The sequence below is a fragment of the Mycoplasma miroungirhinis genome (genome assembly GCF_013008815.1).
Lineage (GTDB): Bacteria > Bacillota_I > Bacilli_A > Mycoplasmatales > Metamycoplasmataceae > Metamycoplasma > Metamycoplasma miroungirhinis.
On the sequence record NZ_CP053097.1, the window covers coordinates 89,840 to 111,160 of the forward strand.

A 21,321-nucleotide genomic window follows, 5' to 3' on the forward strand; every position below is an offset into this window, starting at 1 on the left:
TATAATATATAAGCAAACTATGAAAATTGCCGCCTTAGCTCAGTTGGTAGAGCAACTGACTTGTAATCAGTAGGTCGTAGGTTCGAGTCCTATAGGCGGCACCATTTGCGCGAGTGGTGAAATTGGCAGACACGCTAGTTTTAGGCACTAGTGCTCTATGGCGTGAGGGTTCAAGTCCCTCCTCGCGCACCAAATCTTTTTCAAGTCCAAAATTGCTAAAAGCAATTTTTTTTATATCAAAGTAAAGTTTATTTTTAAATTATAATTACATTTATAATGTTGGTTTATAGGTGATGAGGTAAAAATGAATAAAAAAATTATTGATTTATTTTCTGGTTTGGTGGATTAACATATGGTTTTTGAAAAAATGGATTCGAAATTGTTGAAAGCATTGAACATTGACAACCAGCTTTAGATACTTATAATTTTAATTACAATAAAAACGAAAAAACAAAAGATATTACAAATATTAATGTAATTGAAATATTGAAAAAAAATCTAAAACTAAAGTAGATATTGTTATAGTAGGATTTCCATGCAAGGTTATTCTATGGCTGGAAAAAGAGATCCAAATGATAAAAGAAAAATTATATAAATATACAATAGAAGTAATTACAAAACTAAACCAAAATTATTTATTTTAGAAAACGTAAAAGGTATTTTTATCATTTAAAGAAAATGATGGTTTTTTGTAATTGATAAAATAAATTCAGAACTAGAAAAAATAGGTTATTATTCTAAATATATTTTAGTAGATGTTTCTAATTTTGGTGTTGCACAAAAAAGAGAAAGAGTTATTTTTGTAGGTACATTAAAAGAACATAGTTATTATGTTGATGAAATTATTAAAAAAATTTCTAATGTTAAATTACCTATAAAAACAGTATTTGATGCAATTCATGATTTAGAAAATCATCAAGAAGATAAAAAATTTAATCATATATTTACTAAACATACTGATAAAATGATTGAAAAAATTAAAAATACCCCTGAAGGTAAAACCGTTATGAATGGTTATTCAGATGCATTTAGAAAACAATATTATCATAAACCATCAACAACTGTAAAAGAAAATCATGGTGGAGTTCATGTTCATCCTAAACTAAATTGAGTAATGACAGCAAGAGAACTTGTAAGATTACAAACTTTTCCAGATGATTTTATATTTCATTCTACTAAATCTAATATTTTAAAACAAATAGGAAACGCAGTTCCACCTAAATTATCAGAAGAAATAGTTAAAATTATTTTAGAGGTAGTTTATAAATGTTAAATTGAAATGATCTAAATGAAATAAAGATTTTTTTAAAACAAGAATTAAAAAATATTTTTAAAGTGTATGGAAATGAAATCGAAATAAAAGCTGAGGATTTAAATTTATTAAAATCAAAAAATAGTTGCATTAGATCTTCAACAGCAATTGGTTATATTTTAGAAGAATTTATTTATTAAAAACTTAAAAATATTTTAAAAAATGATGAAACTAAATTTATACATCGAGAAATTACAGGGACTCAAAATAATATTATGATTTTATTATTTCTACTTTAAAATATGATGTATTAGTGAATATCAAAACTGAAAATTTAAATTCTACAAACTCTGCAGTTGATAGTATTAAAAAACTATACAATGATTATTTAAAATACTATAATATCCAAAAAGATTTTTATTTTGTTATTTTAAAAAAAATATCAATTAAATGAAATTGTTTCTAAAAACTACAAAAAATTTTTTAGATAAAATACAAATAGTTGATTTTAATATATATGCACTTGAAGAAATTTCATTTCTAAATGGTCATTTATAAGATCATAGAAATTGATCTTCTAGTTTTAAAAAAGAACCAGGACGATTGCACATAAATAAAAAATTTATCTATTATATAAAATTCCTGAAAATCAAGAAATATCCAATAAACAAACATTATATTTTATTGAAAATATGATATCACCACATTTAAAATCTAAAAAGTAAATTTTTAGGTCTTTTTTTATGCTTTTTTTGAATTTTCTAATTTTTGTTTTAAAATTTAATTGTAGACATAGGAGGAAGTATGTACGAAAATAGAGAAGAATCAGATATAGTTGATGGAAAAAAAGAAGGTCCTGCTGTTTATTATTTTAAATGTGGTATGACCGAATATTATAATTATGTAAATGGAAAAAAAGAAGGTCCTGCAACATTAGAAGTTTCTAATGGTGATAAAGGTTCTTATACATATAAAGATGGAAAAGCTGAAGGTGAAGCTTCAATGACTTATGCAAATGGAGATAAAGAATTATTTTTATACAAAAATAACTTAAAACATGGGCCTTCAACTTTCTATTATGCAAATGGAGATAAAGAAGTAACTAATTACGAAAATGATTACTTAGAAGGTCCTGCAACATTTTATTTTGCTAATGGAGATGTTGCAAACTATAATTATTTTAGAAATAAAAAAGAAGGTGAATACATTTTAACTAAAACAAATGGTGACAAAATAAAATCACTTTATCTTTCTGGTTATAAAGTAAAATAATTAAACTGCTAAGCAGTTTTTTTATTATTTTTAATAATAGTTTAAAATTTATAAGCTAGGAGATAATATGTTTTATGCATTAAATAAAAAGAAATTTGTAAGTTCTTTTCAAATGATAAGAGAATTTCAAAAAAATTATCAGATAAAAAAAATAGGTCATGCAGGTACTTTAGATCCACTTGCACAAGGTTTATTAATTGTTGCTACTGATGATGATACAAAATTACTTGATTATATAATCAATCAAGATAAAGAATATGTCTGTACAATGCAACTATGAGCTTTTAGTCCTTCTTATGATTCTCAGGAATTAGTTACATATTTACCTCAAAATAAAATCACTTTAAAAGATTTAGAAGATGCATTTAATAAAATCAAACAACAAACTAAACAAACTCCACCTAATTATAGTGCAAAGAACATAAATGGAATAAGAGCTTATAAATTAGCAAGACAAAACCAAGATTTTGTTTTAAAAGCAAATGATATTAAAATATATAGTTTAGATATAATTGAATATAATTTAGAAACTGGTGTAATTAAATTTAAAACAAAAGTTTCAAAAGGAACTTATATTCGCTCAATTGTCCATGATTTAGGAATAGAATTAAAAACTGATGCGATTATGATTGATTTATTTAGAAATGCCATTGGGAATATTAGTATTACTGAAAATCAAGATTTTTATAAAATAATTGACTTTTATAAATTATTTGGGCTATTTTTTTATAAAATTAATAATACACAATTAAATATATTAAATAAAAGACAAACTATTTCTCATGACAAAAAAGAAAATGGCAAAAGATTAATTACATATAATGATACAATTGTAGCCATTGCAGAATTTCTTGATAATAAGGTAAATATTATCAAAATTTTTTGACCCCAAGTTTTAAAAGAAATAGAGAAAAGAGATCCATAATGAATAAAAAATACAAATTAATTGCTTTTGATATCGATGGAACTATTTTACCATTTAAAGATGGTGAAAAAAATTTACCATTATCAAATACAATTAAAAAAATGTTTAAAAAATTAAAAGAAAAAGGATTTGTAATTGCTTTTTCTACTGCTAGGGATATTTTTACAATTGGAAATAAATTAGATACCCCTTACGTTGATTATTTTATCGGTGGTAATGGATCATTTATTTTAGATGTACAAAAAAATGAGTATATTTTTGAACAACAAATAAGTTTTGATGATTTTAAAGTATTTTATGAGAATACTAAAGATTTAGAAATAGCTTTTTCAATAGTAGGCAAAAATAAAGGTTATTACAATAAATACTTTAACATTGACCATTGATTTTATAAACCATTTAAAAAAGATTTTTTTGATATTGAAGAATATTTTAATTCAGAAGATAAATCAAACTTTTTAATTACTATCATTTCAAAAGAAATTCCTTTAACTAAAAAATATTATGAAAACTTGTTTAATTACAATAATCTAAATTTATCAGTACAAGCTAACTGAGAAGGTGGAGTTTTTGTGGCTACTAAAGGAGTTAATAAAGCTAAAAGTTTAGATATTTTAGCACAAAAATTAAACATCTCTTTAGAACAAGTTATTGCCTTTGGTGATTCAGGTAATGATCGTGAAATGTTAGAAGAAGTTGGTTTAGGTGTTGCAATGGCAAATGCTGAAGAAACCTTAAAAGAAATTGCAGATGATATAGCTTATCATGTTGATGATTTTGGTACTTATAAGTACTTATTAGAAAAAGGATTTATTGATTAATTATGGATGTTTATAATTGACCTATTGAACATAGAGAAAATGAAAATAAACCTGAAATTATTATGATTCTAGGTGCATTTGAATCTCTACATTTAGGTCATTATGAATTATTTAAATTAGCAAAACAACTAAAAAATCAAAATAAAAATGTGCAAATTGCTTGTTTATTATTTAAAAATAAACAAAATAATAATGAAAAAATTTTTCAACTCAAAACAAGAATTTATACATTAGAACATTTACAAGTAGATAAAACTATTGTAATAAATTTTGATGATAATTTTAAAAACATTGATCCTTTAAAGTTTATTAATGAGTTAAAAAATTTAAATGTTACAACAGTAATTGCAGGTTCTGATTTTAAATTTGGATTTAACCGTCAAGGTAATAACCAAATGTTAAAACAACATTTTATAACTCATATAATAAAAGAAAAGAAAGTTAATAACAATAAAATTTCAAGCACTATTATCAGACAATTAATTAAAGAAGGAAATTTAGATACAACTAATAATTTATTAATTGAAGATTATGCTTTTATTGTTGCAGTTAAAGATTACAAATTTGATTTTCCTAAAAACTTAATCAAATTACCTGCTGGAATTTATTTTTGTAATTTAGTTTATAAAGATATTGAATATCACGGATTTATTTTTATAAACTACCAAGAAAAAGAAAATCAAGTTGTGTTTTTAGATCTAGATGAAGATATTTTATTTTTTGATGAATTATTTATTGAAGTTATTAAATTTTTTAGAAATATTAATCATATTGCAGAAAATAAAATTTTTAAATCTGATTTGCAAGAAGCAATGAAATTTTTTAAAAATAATGTATAATATGTTTGCACATTGCAAAATATATTTTTTGCTCGGTTTAAAAAAATATTTTATGCTGGGTTTAAAAGGAGAAAAATGATAACAAAAGAAAAAAAACTTGAATTAATTAAAAAATTTGGAAAAAATGAAAAAGATTCAGGATCTATCGAAGTTCAAATTGCTATTTTAACAGAAGATATTGAATCATTAAAAAAACATTTCCAAACAAACAAAAAAGATTTACACTCAATGCGTGGATTTATGGCTAAAGTTAATCACCGTAAATCATTATTATCATATTTAAAAGCAAATGATCAAAATGCTTATTTCAAATTAATTCAAGAACTAAAAATAAGAAAATAATCCGAATTTTCATAACACTCAAGTTTACATTTTTAATGTAGCTTGAGTTTTTTATTAAAAAATTAAATAAAAAACTCAAAATAATGAGTTTTTGATGAATAACATATGGTACACCATACAGGGCTCGAACCTGTGACCCGAAGATTAAGAGTCTCCTGCTCTACCAACTGAGCTAATGATGCATATATAATTAATATATCACAAAAATATTTTTATTGATATAAAAAATAAAGTATAATATTATAATATCAAAATCTGGAGGCATAATGTATAAGAAAGTAGATTTAAGAGATAAAGAAATTGCGGAATTAATTAATAAAGAAGCACAAAGACAAAATGAAAATATTGAACTGATTGCATCTGAAAATTACGTTTCAGAAGATGTTATGAAAGCTGCTGGAAGTTGTTTAACTAATAAGTATGCAGAAGGTTATCCAAATGCTAGATATTATGATGGTTGTGAGTATGCAGATGAAATAGAAAAAATTGCAATTAGTAGAGCTTGCCAATTATTTAGTTGTGCATATGCAAATGTTCAACCTTATAGTGGATCAGTTGCTAATGCAGCAGTTTATATGTCATTATGTGAACCTAATGATCGTGTTTTAGGTCTTCAATTATCATCTGGAGGACATTTAACACATGGTTATAAAATTTCATTTAGTGGAAAATTTTATGATAGTCATTTTTATGAAGTTGATGAAAATGGAATTTTAGATTATGATAAAATCGAACAAATAGCATTAGAAGTGAAACCTAAAATGATAATTACAGGATATAGTGCTTATTCACAAATTATTGATTTTAAAAGATTTAGAGAAATTGCTAATAAAGTAGGAGCATATTTATTTGCTGATATTAGCCATATTGCCGGTTTAGTTGTTGCAGGTGAACATCCTTCACCATTCCCTTATGCAGATGTTGTTATGACAACAACTCATAAAACATTAAGAGGGACTAGAGGAGCAATAATTTTAACTAATTCAGAAGAAATTATTAAAAAAATTAATCGTTCAGTTTTTCCAGGTTATCAAGGTGGCCCATTAGTACACCAAATTGCAGCTAAAGCTGTTTCATTTAATGAAGCATTAACTCATGATTTTAAAAAATATGCTCAACAAATTATTTTAAATGCAAATGTTTTTTGTCGTCAATTCATCTCAAAAGGTGTAAAAGTAATTTCTGGTTTAACTCAAAATCATTTATTTATAATTGATGTTAAAACATCATATGGTTTAACTGGAAAAAAAGCTGCTGATATTTTAAGTATTATTAAAATTACAGCAAATAAAAATTCAATTCCTCAAGACCAAGAAAAACCCACAGTTACTAGTGGAATTCGTTTAGGTGTTGCCGCAATGACTACTAGAGGATTCACTGAAAATCAATTTATTATATTAGCTAATTTAATTCATAAAGCATTATCAGAACCAGAAAATTTTGTATTACATGAAATAATTAAAAAAGAAATTTTAAAATTATCTGCAGATTTTCCAATCAAAAAATACACTGTTAATGAATAAAAATAAGTAAAGGTGTTGTTTTCTAACAACATTTTTATTTTTTTAAAATTTTTAAAATATAGTTGTATAATTTATCTTGAATTCAAGATATTAGGAGGTTATTATTAAAGAGTTAAAAAGTGTTATAGGTATTATGAGAGCTAATAATAAACTCATCTTAGATTTAAAGCAAACATTATTAAATTATGATATAAATCAAAGTGAATTTGCTGTTCTTGAATACCTCTTCCATAAAGGTAGAAAAAATATTGATGAAATAAGAAAACACATTTTATTAACAAGTGGTAGTGTTACTTATGTTATTGATAAATTAGAACAAAAAAACTATGTAATACGAACTATATGTAGTACAGATAAAAGAATTTTTTGGGTTGATATTACACAAAAAGGTAAAAACTTAATATCTGAAATTTTTCCTCTTCATAAACTAAATACCAAAAATATTTTTAAAAATTTAAAAGAAGAAGAAATTTTATTATTAAATAAATTATTACAAAAAATATAAACTATATAAAAGAAGGTACAAAATGAAAGTAGAATTAGGAATTACAACATTTGGTGAAACAACAATTATTGAAGGTCAAGAAGTAGCAATAGCTCATGACCAAAGAATTAGAGATATGATTGAAGAAATGAAACTAGCTGATGAAGTTGGTTTAGATGTTTATGCAATTGGTGAACATCATCGTAAAGACTTTGCAGTATCAGCACCTGAAATTCTTTTAGCTGCTGGAGCGGCAGTTACTAAAAATATTAAATTATCTACTGCAGTGACAATTTTATCTTCTATTGATCCGATTAGAGTTTATCAACAATTTTCAACAATTGATGCAATTTCCAATGGTAGAGCTGAAATTATGGTGGGCAGAGGTTCATTTACTGAATCATTTCCATTATTTGGTTATAAATTAGAAAATTATGCTGAATTATTTAATGAAAAATTAGAAATGTTTAAAAAAATTAATGATAATGAAATACTAAATTGACAAGGTAAATTTACTCAATCTGTTACAAATACTGGAATTTATCCACGTATTGCAAACAATGCTAAATTACCTATTTGAGTAGCAACTGGTGGAAATCCTGAATCTACTGTGAATATAGCAAAACAAGGTCTTCCTATTTCATATGCTGTTATTGGTGGTTCTCCTAAATACTTTAAAGGTTTAATTGATGCTTATCGTAGTATTGGAAGACAGTTTGGATTTAGTGATGAACAATTACAAGTTTCAACACATTCATGAGGTTTTTTAGGTGATAATGACCAAGAGGCAATTGATAAATATTTTCATCCTACAAAACAATTAGTAGATCAAATTTCCAAAGAAAGACCACATTGAGAACCACTTACAAAAGAACAATATTTAACTAGTGTTTCAGATGATGGAGCTATTTTTGTAGGTGATGCTAAACGTGTCACTAAGAAAATAATTTCTACAATGGAATATTTAGGAATAGATAGATTTTATTTACATATTCCAGTTGGATCTATGAAACATCAAGATGTATTAAGATCTATTGAAATTTTTGGAAAAGAAGTTGCACCAAAAGTAAGAGAATATTTCAAAGATAAACAAAAAAGAGAACCAGGAATGTAATTTTATGGAAATAGAGCTAGGAATTAGTAGCTTTGGTGAAACAACATTAATTGAAGGTGAAAACAAACCTTTAGAACATCATAAAAGAATCCAAAATATGATGGAAGAAGTGCAATTAGCTGATAAATTAGGTGTTGATGTTTATGCAATTGGTGAACATCATCGTAAAGATTTTGCAGTATCAGCACCTGAAATTGTTTTAGCAGCCGCTGCTGCAACTACTAAAAATATTAAATTATCTTCTGCAGTAACTGTGATTTCTTCAATTGATCCAATTAGAGTTTATCAACAATTTTCAACAATTGATGCAATTTCCAATGGTAGAGCTGAAATTATGGTGGGAAGAGGTTCATTTACTGAATCATTTCCATTATTTGGTTATAAATTAGAAAATTATGCTAAATTATTTGATGAAAAATTAGAAATGTTTAAAAAAATTAATGATAATGAAATACTAAATTGACAAGGTAAATTTACTCACTCTGTTACAAATACCGGAATTTATCCTCGAGTTGCTAATAATAAAAAATTACCAATTTGAATAGCAACAGGTGGTACTGAAGAATCTACTTATAAAATTGCAAAACAAGGTCATTTTATAAATTATGCAATTATATGAGGTAATTGAAATAAATGATCTGATTTAATAAGTACTTATAAAAAAGTAGCTCTTGAATCAGGACATAAAAAAGAAAATATTAAAGTAGCTACTCACTCATGAGGATTTATTGCAGAAACTGATAAAGAAGCGCAAGATAAATATTTTATTCCAACTAAAATATTAGTAGATCAATTAGCAACTGAAAGAGAAAAATGAAGACCTTTAACTTATGAAGGATATCTAAATGGATTAGGAGATAAAAAACCATTTTTTGTTGGAAGTCCAAAAACAGTTGCTAAAAAGATTATTGATTTTATAGAAGATTTACAAATTGATAGATTTTTATTACATTTACCAATTGGTTCTTTAAAACATCAAGATATTTTAAAAGCTATTAGATTATATGCAACTGAAGTCATTCCAGTTGTTAAAAACTATTTTAAAAATAAATAAAATAAATAAACAAAAATTAGACTCGAATCTCTAAAATCGAGTTTTTTATCATTGCTAAAAAGCCTAAGAATTTATTGTTTTTTTATGTTATAATATGAATATTAATTTATATTGAAAGGATATTTATGCAAAATCAAGTTAAAAAAATTGGTGTATTCTTTTCAATTATGATGTTAGTAGGATCAGTAGTTGGAATAGGAATATTTTTTAAAAACCAATCAGTATCAAAAGCAACAAATAATGATGGATTAACCTGATTAATAGCTTGAATTATCGGGGGAATTATTTCCATTTCTTGTGCTGTTTGTTTTGGAGAAATTGGTTCTTTTAAACATACAAAACTGTCAGGAATTAGTAATTGAGCCTATAAGATAGCAGGTAAACACTTTGGTTACTTTGTAAATAACGCTTATGCACTCTTTTATTATGGTATTTTAATTTCTGTTTTAGGAATTTTTGGTTCTGAAATATTTTTTTATTTTATATCTAAATCATTTAATTTAGATTTTAGTTCAATATTTCCTATTTGAGTTCATGTTATAGTGGGAATATTTTTAAGTATATTTTTTATAGTTTTAAATTTAATTTCTACATACATTTCTGCATTTTTTCAAACAATTGTTACATTTATTAAATTTATTCCTTTATTATTTGCACTAATTGTTGGGATTATTTTTCCATTTGAACATAATAATGGGGGAATTAATGCATTTATAAATAAATCATTTTCAATTAAAGCTGTTGTAGTTATTTTACCAGCTATATTATTTTCGTATGATGCTTTCTTAATTTCAGGTTCAATTGGAAATAAAGTTAAAAATAGTGCCAAAAATCTTCCTAAAGTTATTATTTTGGGAATGTCTATTGTAACTATTTTATATACTTTAATTGCAATTTCATCTATTTTACATAACCAAGGGAAAATTGAAGATCTTATTTTAGATTCATTAAAAATAAAAAACGCAAGTTTATTATCTAATATTATTTTATTCTTTTTAATCATTTCTACATTAGGAGTAATTAATGGAATAACTGGTGCATTTGTAAATGAAATAGAAAATATGGTTAATGCTAAATTAATATTCGGAAGTAATTATTTAGTAAATAAATTTGGAACTAAAAAATCAGCTTTTTTAATTTCAATAATTATTAAAACAATTTGAGGAATTTTTATTTTCATTCCTTCAATTATTTTAAACACAGATATTTTAATTGATGCTTTTACTAATTTTATTGTTGCGATATTTTTTATGATATATATAATAATTATTTTCATATATTCAAAAAATCGACATAAAATAAGTGAAACTAAAAAAATAAATAGTTATCTATTTTATACAATGTCATTTATTGCTGTCTTTGGTATTTTAGTAGCTGAAATTGGTTATTTAGTTACTTCTGCAACATTTTTATTCGATGATACATTGCAAAATCCAGCAAATTGAGGGCTATTTTTAAGTCTTAATGAACACTTGATTAAACACTACTTACCTTATTTATTAAATATATTAATGGTTTTAGTTTTTCTTTGCATCCCATACTTAAATTTCTATTTAGAAAAGAAAATTAATAAAAGAAATTTAATTGAAGAGTTTCCGACACTTATCCAAATCGATTAATAAAATAAAATTTGTACTCACTTCTAGTTTAGTTATTGTGAGTACTTTTTTTTAAAAAAAAATAATAAAAAATCACAGTTTACCTGCGATGATTATTTCTTTATTAACAAAATTTTTATTTTTTATCTTGAGATTTTTGGAATCTACGATTAAATTTTTCAACTTGTCCTGTAGCTTTAGCAGAAGTTCTATTTCCAGTGTAAAAAGGATGACAATTTGAACAAACATCTATTGATATTTTAGTAGCTGTTGTTCCAAATTCATGTTCTGTTCCGCATGATGAGCAAGCTATTTTCATTTCTTTGTATTCTGGATGGATACCTTGTTTCATATAAAGTTACTCCTTTTCATTTAGTATATTTTATTTTATCATATTTTTATTCTTTTTAAATTTTTATTGTTTTAGTTTTGAAAATTTGATCAATTTTATCTACTTGTGCTCAAAAGCCAGCTTTACTTTGCCTTGCTTTTTGTTCTACATTTAATAATTGAAAATAATATTCCTTATTTTTAGTGTAATATATACTCTTAAAATTCAGCGAAATATAATTTACTCTTGCTAATCCATTTTTTATTATTTTTAAATTAATAGAATTTTGATTTAGATCAAATATTTGTGTTACTGTTCTTTTATAACGATCATAGGTTTGAAATTTGTGATCTATGTATATTGTTGAATCATTTTTAAATATTAACTCTTTTAAAAAATTTTTAGCTTTTAATGCTCAACTGTTTTCCAATCCTTTTGTTAAATGTCAATTATTATTTATTTTTCTTCTTGATTCAGGAGTATCTATACCTTGTAATCTTATTAATTCATTTTTAGAAGTTTTTAATGTATCTCCATCAATTACTTCAATAATTTTTTCTTTAGTTAATGAATAATGACTATTGTTTTTTATAGTTTGAATGTTGTTATTAAAATAACAACTTACAAAAGTAGTACTTAAAAATAAATAACTTAAAAAGAAAATGAATTTTATTATAAGTTTTTTGTTTTTCACATTATTTAAAGTAAAAAAAAGATAAAAAAACAAAAAATTTAAATATGGACAAAAATATTAACATTTTTGTCCACTTTTAATTTATTTGTTAATTATTTTGTACAATTAATCATCTACCATCTGCTAGTCGATTAAATTGTCTATCAACGGTTAAAAGTTTATATAGTTCTCCCCGTTTTTTCTCTAAAAGCTTATCTTCGGATAAAAGATCGTTGTTTTCAATTGTTCATTTTTCCATAAAATGTTTTTTTACGTATTGGAAAATAGTTTCAAAATCTAACTCTTCTTTTTTATTATCTAAAAAAGCTTTTATCGAAATGGTTAACATTGTTTCATTATTCATAATTTATACCTCAGATCATAGTTATATCACTTTTGTATGAACATATTATATTATATTTTATACATAAGAAATTAAAGGAAACTAAAAATAACATAATAAATAATTTAAAAATGACTTTTGAGAAAATAGAAAGAAAAAGAATATATAAATTTAGGAAATAGTTAATTTCAAATTATTATTTATAGAGTGCATATATAAATATATATGCTTTTATTATTGTGCTATAATTATTTTGTATAAATATATCATAATAATTTTGCAATATATAACCTTATTTGGATCATTTTTTCATAAAGAATAAAAAGATCAAAAGCAATTATAGCACAAAATTCTAAATATATTTATATTTCATAAAAAATTCTAAAAAATAAAATAAAGAGGTAAAAATGTCAGTTTTTAATAAAAACTTTAATGGTATTCACGTTTATAGTGAAATCGGTGAATTAGAATCTGTATTAGTTCATGAACCAGGGCGAGAAATCGATTATATTACCCCATCAAGACTTGATGAGTTATTATTCTCAGCTATTTTAGAAAGCAATGATGCACGTAAAGAACATAAAAACTTTGTTAAGTCATTACTAGATAGAGGTATTAACGTTGTTGAACTAACAGATTTAATTTCAGAAACATTTGATTTAGTTTCAAAAGAAACACAAGATCAATTAATAGAAGAATTCTTAGAAGAAGCAGTTCCTGTATTAACAGAAGAAAATAAATCTCATGTAAGAAAATTCTTAAAAGAAAAATCAACTAGAGAAAAAGTTGAATTTATGATGAGTGGAATTACTAAATATGATTTAGGAATTAAAGAAGGACCAGAATTAATTATTGATCCAATGCCTAACTTATACTTTACTCGTGATCCATTTGCATCAGTTGGAAATGGTGTTACAATTCACTACATGCGTTATGTAGTAAGACAAAGAGAAACATTATTCTCACGTTTTGTATTTAAAAATCACCCTAAATTAGTAAATACACCATGATACTACGATCCATCACAAAAATTATCAATCGAAGGTGGAGACGTATTTATTTACACAAACGAAACATTAGTTATTGGAGTATCTGAAAGAACAGATTTAGAAACAGTTACTTTATTAGCTAAAAATATTTCAAAAAACAAAGAAGTTGAATTTAAACGTATTGTTGCAGTTAATGTTCCAAAATGAACAAACTTAATGCACTTAGATACATGATTAACAATGTTAGACAAAAACAAATTCTTATATTCTCCAATTTTATTAGAAGTATTAAAATTCTGAGACTATGACTTAACACAAGAAAATCCACAACCAAAAGAAAATGGATTACCATTAGAAGAATTATTAGAATCAATTATTCATGAAAAACCTATTTTAATACCTATAGCAGGTGAAGGTGCTTCAAGAATGGACGTAGAACGTGAAACACACTTTGATGGAACAAACTACTTAGCAGTAGCTCCAGGTGTAGTTGTTGGTTATTCACGTAACTTCAAAACAAATGCAGCATTAGAAAAAGCTGGAATTACAGTTATTCCATTCCATGGAAATCAATTATCACTAGGTATGGGTAATGCGCGTTGTATGTCAATGCCTTTATCACGTAAAGACGTTAAATAATAAACATTTTATACATTATAATTAAATATTAGATTATTTGTTTTATAATTTATAGAAGCAAAAAAGTTATTATTATTTTAATAATCTTAACTTAAATTAAAAATTAACGAAAGGAAAACATATGTCTGACGAACAATTAGTTATGACAAGCGACAAAAAGAAAAAAATTAGTTTCTTTTCAGCTATCTTAATTGTTATCGGTGGATCAGTTGGAGCAGGAATATTTTTACGTTCTAGTTCTGTTTTAAAAGAATCAGGTGGAAATATTTTCTGAGCTATCTTTGCTTGATTATTAGCTGCTTTTGCCGTTATAACAATGGCAATTGCATTAGTTGAAGTTGCTTCAGGTCGTAACGATAACTTAGGTATGATCGGATGAAATAAGGCCTTTAATGGTCTTTACATTTATAAAGGATGTAAATGATTTATGACATTTTTATATTTACCATTTACTTTCTATTTCATGCCTTTATACGTTATTATTCAGATGCAAGATGCAGCATCAGGATTCGTTTCTGGTGGTGGAGAAATAATTAATAAAGCATTTGGAGAAAATGATTGAATCATAATGATGGTTATAACATTAGGTATTTCAGGTTGATTCTTCTTTACAGCAGGATTAAGCTCAAGAATTGGAAATATTCAAAACTGAATAGTTACATCATTAAAATTTATACCTTTAATTGTTGTTGTTATTTTAGGGTTATTATTTGCAACAGATAAATTAAATTCTAAAGCTGACGATCCAACTTTAACAGTTGGTCAACAATTATTACAAATTACATGATGAGATGCTAAAGCGTCATCATTAAAATCACTATCACCAATATTTGGTCTATTTACATCTATGGCTGGAATCTTCTTTGCTTATGATGGATTTTATGTAACAGCAGGAATTCAATCAGAAATGGCTGAACCTAAAAAAACTCCTTTAGCATTAGTTTTAGGATTATCAACAGTTACATTTATTTATCTATTATTAGCTATATCAATGACAGTAGGTGCAGCTAAAGGTGGATTCTACGATTTCTCTGAACCTTTAAAAAAGAACAATTCAGGATGAATGTTCGGAATCATTAACATGTTCATCGCAATAGGAATTTTAGGAATTATTAATGGATTCGTTATGTGATGTACAAGATTCGTTGAAGATTTAATAAAAGAAGGTGAATTAGCAGTTCCTCATAGAATTTACAAAAAAATGTTAACTTCAAAAACTCCATTAGTAGGAACAATTTATTCAATTATTATTTCATTACCAATTGTTGTTATATTTAATGTTATTGGTTCTCTAGCTTACTTCCCAGATGCATATGATGGATCAGGATATGGTGGAAATCACTTCTTATCTGATTTAACATTTGCAGATAGAATGGCAAATTGAATGGCTGTTATTGCATTTGCATTTATTGCTTTATCAATTTTCGGAGCACTGAAAAACCGTAAAGGTAATTGAATACAAGTTGAAAAAGGAAAACACACAGTATGAGCTGGTTGAGTGGCAGTTACATTAGTATTTTCAGCTTTATTTATTTACGCATTAGATTCATATGTATCATTAGGATTATTAACATCAAATGGTCACAAATACGATGCTCACAATAAAGAATTATTCTCAAATGAATTTATAGGACAAATAGTAACTAGTGTTCTATTACCATTATTTGTTCTATTTATGTTTGGAATGGTGCCAATTGAAAAATTCATTATTAGTAAGAAAAAAGCTTTATATGAAAGAAAATTAAGTGAAAATCTTTCAGAACAAGATAGACAAAAATACTTAGAATTACAAGAATTTAACAACTTAAGACTTTCAACATTTGAAACTGTATGTTAATTTCTAAATCGTTAAAAGTACCCAATTTTTTGGGTATTTTTTTATTAAATAAAAATTCAAATGTTGTAAAATATAATTATATTTATAAACATATGTTTATGAATATAAAACATGATTATAAACAAAATATTAATAACGAATTAAGGAGAAAAATGCCTATTAATTTAAAAGGTAGAAGTTTAGATTCAGCTTTAAATTTTACAACAGAAGAAGTAAGATATTTATTAGATTTATCTAAAAATTTAAAAAAATCTAAAGAACAAGGATTACATACAAATAATCGTCCTTTAACAGGAAAAAATATTGCTATAATGTTTCAAAAAGATTCAACTAGAACACGTTGTGCATTTGAAGTAGCAGCATTTGATTTAGGTGCAGGATGTACTTATATAGGACCTGCAGGAAGTAACTTTGGTAAAAAGGAATCAATCGAAGATACTGCTAAAGTATTAGGAAGATTTTATGATGGTATTGAATTCCGTGGATTTAAACAAAGTGACGTTGATGCTTTAGTTAAATATTCAGGAGTTCCTGTTTGAAATGGTTTAACAGATGCTGAACATCCAACACAAATGTTAGCAGACTATATGACAATGGAAGAACACCTAGGAAATATGAAAGGTAAAAAAGTTGTTTTTTCAGGAGATATTAAAAACAACGTTGCACGTTCAATTATGATAGGTGGAGCATTTGTTGGAGCTCATGTTGTATTATGTGGACCAGAAGAAATGTTTGATTTAATTAAAAATGGAGAAGGTTACAAAGAAGTTTTTGATAAAACTCAAGAATTATTTGCTCGTAACGGTGGATCAGTTTCATTTAGTTCAAATAAATTAGAAGCTGCTAAAAATGCAGATGTAATTTATACAGACGTTTGAGTTTCATTAGGAGAAGATTTCTCATTATTTGGACCTCGTATTGAACAATTAAAAGATTTCCAAGTAGATATGAAAATGATTAAAGCTGCCAATGAAGATGTAGTATTCTTACATTGTTTACCAGCTTTCCATGACGATCATACTTTATTCTCAAGTGAAATTAAAGAAAAATTTGGAAAACAATATCCTGAAGTTGCAACCGGAGCAATGGAAGTAACAGATGAAGTATTCCAATCAAAACACAATAAAGCATTTGATCAAGCTGAAAACCGTATGCATACAATTAAAGCAGTTATTTTAGCTACAATAGGATACTAAAATATGTCAAGAATAGTTATTGCATTAGGTGGAAACGCTTTAGGTAATACACCTAGCGAACAAAAAGAGTTAGTTAAATTACCAGCTAAAAAAATCGCACAATTAGTAAAATCAGGTCACGAAGTAATTATTGGACATGGTAATGGACCTCAAGTTGGGATGATTTTTAATGGATTTGTGAATTCACATTCAGTAAATGAAAAATCACCATTAGTTCCATTGCCTGAATCAGGAGCAATGAGTCAAGGATACATTGGATACCATATGATTAGTGCTATTACTAATGCTTTTTATGATGAAGGTTTAAAAGATAAAGAAGCTTTATACATTTTAACTCAAACATTAGTTGATAAAGATGATGTTGCTTTTAAAAACCCAACAAAACCAATTGGACCATTTTATGCAACACGTGAAGATGCAGAAGCTTCAAATCCAAATTCAGTAATCGTTGAAGATGCAGGAAGAGGATTTAGAAAAGTTGTTGCTAGTCCATTACCTATTAACTTTGTTGGTATAAACCAAATTAAAAATGCTATTTCAGCAGGAGCTACTGTTGTTGTTGGTGGAGGTGGAGGAATTCCTACTATCGCCAATGAAAATGGACACATAGATGGAACAGATGGTGTTATTGATAAAGACTTTGCATTAGCAAAATTAGCAAGTTTAATTCACGCAGATTATTTTGTCGTATTAACTGCTATTAATAATGTAATGGTAAATTACAATAAACCAGATCAAAAAGCTCTTACAAATGTTACAGTTTCAGAATTAGAAAAATATATCGAAGAAAAACAATTTGCACCAGGAAGTATGTTACCTAAAGTACAAGCTGCAATTAAATTCGTAAATGAAGGTGGAAAAGCAGCATTTATTGGTGATTTAAAAGATTTAGAAGATATTATTAACGAAAAAACTGGAACAAAAGTAACCAAATAATTATTAAATAAATTCCCTTTTTAGGGGGAATTTTTCTTTTTTAAGAAAAAAATTTTAAAAACCATCTCAAAAAACAATTGAAAAAATTTTTTTCAAAAAACAAAATGGTTTTGAAAAAGGTTTTTTAAAAAATTAAAAAGTTAAATTTATGCTCTTTTTTTGATTAAATTTTCACTTTTTACTTTTAACACTAAAAAAACTATTAATTTTTAAATTTTTTAGAAATTTTTCAAAAAAAATATCTTCAAATTTCTAAATATTTTTATGCTTTTTAGTTGTAAAATCAATGGTGAAGAAGTATAATTAAATTAAGACATAAAAAGAAGGTATATATATGAAAATGAAAGCATTAGTTTACCACGGTGAACACAAAATTGCATTAGAAGAAGTTGACAAACCAACATTAAAAAGACCTGAAGATGCAATTGTAAAAATTATTAAAACCACTATTTGTGGAACAGACCTAGGTATTTACAAAGGAAAAAACCCTGAAGTAGCTGACGGTAGAATTTTAGGACACGAAGGAATTGGAGTTGTTGAAGAAGTAGGTTCAGCAGTTACAACCGTTAAACCAGGAGATAAAGTTTTAATTTCTTGTGTAACTCCTTGTGGAAAATGTGACAATTGTAGAAAACAATTATATTCACACTGTAGAGATGAAGAAGGTGGATGAAAATTTGGTTATATGGTTAATGGAACACAAGCTGAATACATCAGAGTTCCACATGCAAATAATTCATTATATAAATATCCTGATACAATATCAGATGAAGAAGCAGTTATGTTAAGTGATGCTCTTCCTACAGGACACGAAATTGGTGTAAAATACGGGCAAGTTAAACCTGGAGATACTATCGCAATAGTTGGAGCAGGACCAGTAGGAATGGGAGTATTATTAACATCGCAATTATATTCACCAGCTAAAATTATTGTTATTGACTTTGACAAAAACAGATTGAAAAAAGCTTTAGAATTAGGTGCTACACATACATTAGTACCAACTGATAACATTGTAGAAGAAGTTAAGAAAATTTCAGGTGGAGATGGTATTGATGTTGCTATTGAAGCAGTTGGAGTACCTGCAACATGAAATACATGTCAACAAATAGTAAAACCTGGTGGACATATTTCAGTAGTTGGAGTACATGGTAAAAAAGTAGATTTCAATGTTGAAAATCTATGAATTAAAAACTTAACAATTACAACTGGATTAGTAAATACAGATACAACTCCATTATTAATTAATGCAGTTGCAACTAAAAAATTACCAGTTGATAAATTAGTAACACACTACTTCAACTTAAGTGATATTATGAAAGCATACGAAACATTCTTAAACGCTGCAGATACAGAAGCAATGAAAGTGTTAATCGACGCTCAAAAATAAAATACAAATAAAAATTCCCCGTGTGGGAATTTTAATATTTTTTTTAAATTCATCTATAACTAAAATCGCAAGCTAATTAATTAGTAACATAACTTAAATTAAAAACACTAAAAAAGTTCAAAAACATACTATAATAGTTAATTATCTCACAAATGCAAATTAAAAATTCCCAGGCGGGAATTTTTAATATTTATTTTTTGTAGTTAATTCCTAGAGCTTTTAACATAGGAACTAAGAAGAAATTAAATGGTTTATTAAAGTGTGGTAAGAAGTAAACATCTGTTAAAGCAATTTCAGGTAATGTTAGATTTTTTTGTAATGCTAGAGCAAACATATAAATAACTTCAGTATGAATTGCTTTTCCTCAACTTCCAATTTGTACACCTAGAAGTTTAAATGTTTTTGGATTATAAACAATTTTACATGCAACTTTTTCATATTCATCCATAAATTCTGGTCTATCATTATCTTCTCAATAAACTTCTTCTACTTCATCAGCTTCAAATCCTGATTTTAAAGCCATTGTTTTTGTTAAACCAGTTGATGCATAATGACAATTGAATACATTAATTGCATTTGTACCTGCAACACCAGGGAAACCTACATTAACATTTGCTAAATGTAAAGCAGCAACTAAACCACTTTTTACAGCATTTGTAGCTAAAGCTGTATGTGTTGGTTTATTTGTTACTTTATTTAATAAAGCACATGAATCTCCAACAGCATAAATATCTTTATCAGTTACTGTTCTATTAAATTCATCAACAACGATAGCACCATTAGGTAATTTTTCTACATCACTTAATGCATCTGTATTAGGTTTAAATCCAATTGATAAAATAACTAGATCAGCATCATATTCACCTTTATCTGTAACAACACTTGATACATGTATTCCATCTTTACTTTTGAATTCTTTAACTGATTCTCCTAAATGTAAATTAACACCATCAGCTACCATGTTTTTTTGCATTATATCTGTAAATTCTGGATCAAAATAATTTGGTGTTACTCTTTCTTGTAAATCAATTAAAGTAACTTTTTTATTTTTCTTAACAAAAGCCTCTACTAATTCCACTCCAATGTATCCAGCACCTACTACAACAACATTTTTGATTTTGTCATCATTTGCTTTTTCTACAATTTCTTGTGCATGTTGGAATAATTTTGATAAGACAATATTTTTATATTCTCTTCCAGGGAAATTTGGTTCAATAGGTCAAGTTCCACCTGCAAACACTAATTTGTCATATGTATCTGTAAATTCACGATTATTTTTTAAATCTTTAACAATTAATGTTTTATTTGTTCTATCGATTTTAATAACTTCGTGATTTGTTTTTAAATTTACTCCATATTCATTTTTTAAAATGTCAGGATTTGAATAAAATAAACCATTTGGGTCTTCAAACATTCCACTTACTCAAACTGCAATTCCACATCCTAAAAATGAAACATTGTCATTTCTATCATATGCAGTTATTTCAGCATTTGGATTAACTGTTTTTAATGTTCTTAAAAAGCTAGTACCAGCGTGGTTAGCTCCGATTAAAATGATTTTCATAATTCTCTCTCTTAAATTTTTTATTTTTTATATATTAATTATACATTGTTTTTTAATATGCAAATTTTAGAATTATTTAAATATTGGAAATTACAAATAAAAAATGTAAAATTGTGTTGAATTTAACAAAAAATGTCATTGTTTTTTAAACCTATTAAAGGTTACTTTTTTTTGTTAATTTATTTTATTTATACTTTTTTAT

General features: G+C 25.8%; 23 protein-coding genes and 3 tRNA genes. 20 read left to right on the plus strand and 6 right to left on the minus strand.

Annotated elements, in window-relative coordinates; genetic code table 4:
• Window positions 1-28: 28 nt before the first annotated feature.
• The 5 genes from HLA92_RS00410 (at window position 29) to HLA92_RS00430 (ending at window position 1,718) form a co-directional block, all read left to right on the plus strand.
• Window positions 29-104 (plus strand) — tRNA-Thr (locus HLA92_RS00410).
• A 3-nt stretch (window positions 105-107) separates the two neighbouring features.
• Window positions 108-192 (plus strand) — tRNA-Leu (locus HLA92_RS00415).
• A gap of 556 nt (window positions 193-748) precedes the next feature.
• Complete coding sequence (locus HLA92_RS03330) at window positions 749-1,273, plus strand: DNA cytosine methyltransferase (protein ID WP_237023542.1); 525 nt, start codon at window positions 749-751, stop codon at window positions 1,271-1,273.
• The gene (locus HLA92_RS00425; protein ID WP_171112438.1) at window positions 1,267-1,452 is read left to right on the plus strand and encodes a hypothetical protein; all 186 of its coding nucleotides are present in this window, start codon (window positions 1,267-1,269) and stop codon (window positions 1,450-1,452) included. Before HLA92_RS03330 ends, HLA92_RS00425 begins: the two co-directional genes overlap by 7 nt.
• A 113-nt stretch (window positions 1,453-1,565) precedes the next feature.
• Window positions 1,566-1,718, plus strand: coding sequence for a hypothetical protein (locus HLA92_RS00430; protein WP_171112440.1), 153 nt, complete (start codon window positions 1,566-1,568; stop codon window positions 1,716-1,718).
• Here the strand turns inward: HLA92_RS00430 and HLA92_RS00435 are convergent.
• Complete coding sequence (locus HLA92_RS00435; RefSeq protein ID WP_171112442.1) at window positions 1,699-1,863, minus strand: hypothetical protein; 165 nt, start codon at window positions 1,861-1,863, stop codon at window positions 1,699-1,701. The two genes, HLA92_RS00430 and HLA92_RS00435, sit on opposite strands and share 20 nt — an antisense overlap.
• A gap of 193 nt (window positions 1,864-2,056) precedes the next feature.
• Between HLA92_RS00435 and HLA92_RS00440 the strand changes: the two genes are divergently transcribed.
• The 5 genes from HLA92_RS00440 to rpsO all read left to right on the plus strand — a co-directional run bounded on the left by HLA92_RS00440 (window position 2,057) and on the right by rpsO (window position 5,451).
• Window positions 2,057-2,524: an MORN repeat-containing protein gene (locus HLA92_RS00440; protein WP_171112444.1), complete on the plus strand. Its 468-nt coding sequence runs from the start codon at window positions 2,057-2,059 to the stop codon at window positions 2,522-2,524.
• A gap of 67 nt (window positions 2,525-2,591) precedes the next feature.
• On the plus strand, window positions 2,592-3,449 hold the full coding sequence (gene truB, locus HLA92_RS00445; RefSeq protein WP_171112446.1) for a tRNA pseudouridine(55) synthase TruB: 858 nt from the start codon (window positions 2,592-2,594) through the stop codon (window positions 3,447-3,449).
• The gene (locus HLA92_RS00450; protein ID WP_171112448.1) at window positions 3,449-4,270 is read left to right on the plus strand and encodes a YcsE-related riboflavin metabolism phosphatase; all 822 of its coding nucleotides are present in this window, start codon (window positions 3,449-3,451) and stop codon (window positions 4,268-4,270) included. The genes truB and HLA92_RS00450 overlap by 1 nt, the downstream gene beginning before the upstream one ends.
• Before the next feature lie 2 nt (window positions 4,271-4,272).
• The gene (locus tag HLA92_RS00455; RefSeq protein ID WP_171112450.1) at window positions 4,273-5,109 is read left to right on the plus strand and encodes an FAD synthase; all 837 of its coding nucleotides are present in this window, start codon (window positions 4,273-4,275) and stop codon (window positions 5,107-5,109) included.
• Between the two features lie 75 nt (window positions 5,110-5,184).
• Window positions 5,185-5,451 (plus strand): 30S ribosomal protein S15, encoded by a 267-nt coding sequence (gene rpsO / locus HLA92_RS00460; protein ID WP_171112452.1) that lies wholly within the window; start codon window positions 5,185-5,187, stop codon window positions 5,449-5,451.
• 106 nt (window positions 5,452-5,557) lie between these two features.
• On the opposite strand, the gene HLA92_RS00465 is transcribed toward rpsO, so the two are convergent.
• A tRNA-Lys gene (locus tag HLA92_RS00465) sits at window positions 5,558-5,633 on the minus strand.
• Window positions 5,634-5,717: 84 nt separating this feature from the next.
• Here HLA92_RS00465 and glyA point away from each other — a divergent pair.
• The 5 genes from glyA to HLA92_RS00490 all read left to right on the plus strand — a co-directional run bounded on the left by glyA (window position 5,718) and on the right by HLA92_RS00490 (window position 11,245).
• Complete coding sequence (gene glyA, locus HLA92_RS00470; RefSeq protein ID WP_272869776.1) at window positions 5,718-6,974, plus strand: serine hydroxymethyltransferase; 1,257 nt, start codon at window positions 5,718-5,720, stop codon at window positions 6,972-6,974.
• A gap of 133 nt (window positions 6,975-7,107) precedes the next feature.
• Window positions 7,108-7,479 (plus strand): MarR family winged helix-turn-helix transcriptional regulator, encoded by a 372-nt coding sequence (locus HLA92_RS00475; RefSeq protein WP_212751822.1) that lies wholly within the window; start codon window positions 7,108-7,110, stop codon window positions 7,477-7,479.
• Window positions 7,480-7,501: 22 nt separating this feature from the next.
• A complete protein-coding gene (locus HLA92_RS00480; protein ID WP_171112454.1) occupies window positions 7,502-8,572 on the plus strand; it encodes an LLM class flavin-dependent oxidoreductase in 1,071 nt (356 codons plus the stop codon).
• A gap of 4 nt (window positions 8,573-8,576) precedes the next feature.
• Window positions 8,577-9,626: an LLM class flavin-dependent oxidoreductase gene (locus HLA92_RS00485; RefSeq protein ID WP_171112456.1), complete on the plus strand. Its 1,050-nt coding sequence runs from the start codon at window positions 8,577-8,579 to the stop codon at window positions 9,624-9,626.
• Window positions 9,627-9,751: 125 nt separating this feature from the next.
• Window positions 9,752-11,245: an APC family permease gene (locus HLA92_RS00490; protein WP_171112458.1), complete on the plus strand. Its 1,494-nt coding sequence runs from the start codon at window positions 9,752-9,754 to the stop codon at window positions 11,243-11,245.
• A gap of 115 nt (window positions 11,246-11,360) precedes the next feature.
• On the opposite strand, the gene rpmE is transcribed toward HLA92_RS00490, so the two are convergent.
• The 3 genes from rpmE to rpoE all read right to left on the minus strand — a co-directional run bounded on the left by rpmE (window position 11,361) and on the right by rpoE (window position 12,592).
• Entirely contained in the window at window positions 11,361-11,576 is a 216-nt protein-coding gene (rpmE, locus tag HLA92_RS00495; protein WP_171112461.1) for a 50S ribosomal protein L31, read from the minus strand.
• Window positions 11,577-11,631: 55 nt separating this feature from the next.
• Window positions 11,632-12,249: a thermonuclease family protein gene (locus tag HLA92_RS00500; RefSeq protein WP_171112463.1), complete on the minus strand. Its 618-nt coding sequence runs from the start codon at window positions 12,247-12,249 to the stop codon at window positions 11,632-11,634.
• An 88-nt stretch (window positions 12,250-12,337) separates the two neighbouring features.
• Entirely contained in the window at window positions 12,338-12,592 is a 255-nt protein-coding gene (gene rpoE / locus HLA92_RS00505; protein WP_171112466.1) for a DNA-directed RNA polymerase subunit delta, read from the minus strand.
• Between the two features lie 386 nt (window positions 12,593-12,978).
• Here rpoE and arcA point away from each other — a divergent pair, with 386 nt between their 5' ends.
• The 5 genes from arcA to HLA92_RS00530 all read left to right on the plus strand — a co-directional run bounded on the left by arcA (window position 12,979) and on the right by HLA92_RS00530 (window position 19,555).
• On the plus strand, window positions 12,979-14,199 hold the full coding sequence (gene arcA, locus HLA92_RS00510; protein WP_171112468.1) for an arginine deiminase: 1,221 nt from the start codon (window positions 12,979-12,981) through the stop codon (window positions 14,197-14,199).
• A 121-nt stretch (window positions 14,200-14,320) separates the two neighbouring features.
• Window positions 14,321-16,036, plus strand: a complete 1,716-nt coding sequence (locus tag HLA92_RS00515) for an APC family permease (RefSeq protein WP_171112470.1) — start codon at window positions 14,321-14,323, stop codon at window positions 16,034-16,036.
• Window positions 16,037-16,134: 98 nt separating this feature from the next.
• A complete protein-coding gene (gene argF / locus HLA92_RS00520; protein ID WP_336508844.1) occupies window positions 16,135-17,232 on the plus strand; it encodes an ornithine carbamoyltransferase in 1,098 nt (365 codons plus the stop codon).
• Window positions 17,233-17,235: 3 nt separating this feature from the next.
• Window positions 17,236-18,168 (plus strand): carbamate kinase, encoded by a 933-nt coding sequence (gene arcC, locus HLA92_RS00525; RefSeq protein WP_171112472.1) that lies wholly within the window; start codon window positions 17,236-17,238, stop codon window positions 18,166-18,168.
• A gap of 334 nt (window positions 18,169-18,502) precedes the next feature.
• On the plus strand, window positions 18,503-19,555 hold the full coding sequence (locus HLA92_RS00530) for a zinc-dependent alcohol dehydrogenase family protein (protein WP_237023530.1): 1,053 nt from the start codon (window positions 18,503-18,505) through the stop codon (window positions 19,553-19,555).
• A 190-nt stretch (window positions 19,556-19,745) separates the two neighbouring features.
• Here the strand turns inward: HLA92_RS00530 and HLA92_RS00535 are convergent, their stop codons facing one another.
• Entirely contained in the window at window positions 19,746-21,119 is a 1,374-nt protein-coding gene (locus tag HLA92_RS00535; RefSeq protein ID WP_171112475.1) for an FAD-dependent oxidoreductase, read from the minus strand.
• Window positions 21,120-21,321: the final 202 nt, after the last annotated feature.